This window comes from Frankia sp. CcWB2, from assembly GCF_977927585.1.
The window spans coordinates 6,594-8,616 of sequence record NZ_CDWRCM010000190.1 but is presented as its reverse complement, the minus strand read 5'-3'; the positions used below and the strand labels follow the sequence as shown (position 1 = coordinate 8,616).

Annotated in this window: 1 protein-coding gene; it reads right to left on the bottom strand. The window is 66.8% G+C overall.

What is annotated here, in order from left to right:
• A partial coding sequence (locus ACY45C_RS17475; protein WP_462188628.1) for a glycosyltransferase family 2 protein occupies window positions 1-2,016 on the bottom strand: 2,016 nt, incomplete at its 3' end.
• Between the last annotated feature and the right edge of the window lie 7 nt (window positions 2,017-2,023).

Here is a 2,023-nt window from a genome sequence, read left to right as displayed (position 1 = left end):
CGACCCGACCGCTACATCCCCCGCCCCTCGGCTCTGCACCCGCACCTCCTCACCATTCTCGGCGTCGATCCGACCCGGCCACCTTGATCGGAAACCAGGCCGGTCAACGCATCGAAACCCCATGTGCGGAAGACAGACGTACAGGGAGACGTTCAACCGGAAACCGTGCTCGGCCTGCGGGTGCAGCAGACCGAAGGCGATCAGCGGATACATCTGGAGCGAAAGCCACGGATGTATCTCGCGCCAGCCCAGCAGCCAGAGCAGGCCGAGTTTCTGGCGGGCGGTGAGGTCTGGTGAGCCGACGGCTTTCCACAGATGCCGCCGGGAGACCTGGTACCAGCCCTGCGCCCAGCGTAACCGCTGCCGCCACAGCGCCGACATCGTCGTCGGCGCCAGCTCGTAGGAGACCAGTTCCGGGTCTGCGACGATCCGCTCGCCGCTCATGATGGTGCGCAGGCTCGCGTCGATGTCCTCGGTCAGCATCGAGCCGCGCATACGGGTCTGGTGCAGCAGGTCGGTCCGCCAGTAGCCGTTCGACCCGCCGAAGATCCCGAAACCATGCATCCTTGCCCGGCCGGGATGACTCACCGCGTAGATCGACTCGAATTCCACGGCGACGGTGCGGCTGATCCGCGATGCCTCTCCGTTCCGGATCACGCAGTGCCCCTGGACGACCGCGGCTCCGTGCGACAGCCACCGCCAGGCCCGCCGGAAGGCGTCCGGTGCCGGATGATGATCCGCGTCGAAGACACCGACGAACTCACCGGTGACCACTGGCATCGCCGCGTTCACGTTCTGCGCCTTGGAGGTGCTGGTCGGCACATGCATCGGGACGAAACGGGGATCGGATTCGGCGATCCGCGCGAGCGTCTCCTCCACGGGCAGGTATCGGGGGGTGTTATAGGCGAGGATGATCTGTAGCGGACCCGGGTAGTCCAGCCGGAGGAACGCCTTGACCGTGTCGACGATCGTGGCCGACTCGTTCGGCAGATACGCGGCGATGATGGCGCTCGCCGCGGGGAACGGCGCGGCGGGCGCGTCCGGGCACTTCTCCGGTTCGAGCGCCGACAACTGCTCCAGGTAGGTGGTGAGGGTAGTGCCGGCCAGCGCGATGGCCAGGAGTGCGAAGACGACGTGGGTCGGATCGAGGCCCAGTGTGAACAGTGTGCTGTAGATCCCGAACGGGAGTCCGAGGCAGACCGCGGTCGAGACGACGATTTGGACGGCGTCGGACGGCCGCAACCGTGTGTGCAACGGGCGCCCGGAACGTCGCGGCTGGTTCTCCGCCGGTTCCATCTTAGGGTCGTAACAGACGGGGACCATGTCGAGCTGCTGGGCGGCGAGACCCATGGCCAGCCGGGCCCGCCGCAAGGCGGTGGCATCGTCGATGGTGTCGTCCACCTGGACGAACCCCGGAACGGGGGTTACCCGCAGGCGCTCGCCGTCGACAGCGAAGTCACAGCTCGCGACCGTACGCACGATCTCGCCGAACGCCGCTTCGGCGGAGCGGCCCGGCCGCGTCGGCAGGACAACGACCACCTCGCCGGGGCGGCCCTGGCCGATGGCGGAGCCACGCCACCGATGCAGACCACCTGCCAAGGCAGCGACCTGATTGAGCAGGGACAGGCAGGCGCCCGGAGCGAGGCGCTCGCGCAGCCGGCCGAACTCGGCAATGTACAGAAGGCCGACGACACAACTCCGGCCCGTCGATCGAGTGCGGCTCCGGGCCTGCTGGACGGTCGCGACGGCGCGATCGTGGTGCTCGTGATGGTAATGCCGTCGTCCTGGCACCCGCATGACCCGCCGCCATCCGGATCCATTCGGGACGACGAGGTCACTCGTTCGCGGATCCAGATCCGCCACCGCGTACTCCGGCGGCGGAACTGCCATGTTCAGTGTGTTGATCCCCCCCGGCGTCGGCCTTTCAGTGACCGTTTCAGCGAAATTCGCAGCCATGAACTGAACTCTCGCTAGGGGGACGTAATGAAGTAACAAATACGTGATCGAGAGCATCATCGCAGGT